Below are 522 nucleotides of genomic sequence, written 5' to 3' on the forward strand. Positions count from 1 at the left end.
AGATGCGTGAACAGCCTTCGGCATAATCTGAAGGCGGTTTTTCTCTTGGGTACGCATACCCAGGAGTTGCTTGCGACGAATCAGTAAATCCTTGATAAGACGGGACTTTTCATCGGATAACGGACGAACATCAGGCTGGATTTTTGCTGCATACAGAGCGATGACCTTGGCATCGACTTTATCCGTCTTAGCCAGCACCCCTATCACTTTGGCAAAGTTCCTGACTTTGACCGGATCCGCCACTACGATGGGCAGCGAAGCTCTATCACAGGCAAAAACAAACGCACTTTCGTGGCGACCCGTGGCTTCGACAACAACACGTTCCGGCTGCATCTCAACAAGCACCTCAACCAGCGAGCGAATGGCTACTTCGGTGTTATCCATCTGCTGATGAAAGCCCTGAGGATGGAAATAAACATCCAGCTTGGACTTGCCAACATCAATGCCAATGTAAGTCGATTCTTTGCTTTTTGTGTTCTTCATTATAAGCTGACTCTGCCTTGCTATACGGGCTCGAGGCCC

The 522-nt window shown here is 49.4% G+C and carries 1 protein-coding gene; it reads right to left on the reverse strand.

The features are described 5' to 3' along the window. A partial coding sequence (locus tag ACY2RQ_RS19790; RefSeq protein WP_490114734.1) for an IS110 family transposase occupies nucleotides 1–483 on the reverse strand: 483 nt, incomplete at its 3' end. Nucleotides 484–522 lie beyond the last annotated feature (39 nt).

It is taken from the genome of Parendozoicomonas sp. 209JJ7-1 (assembly GCF_058147085.1).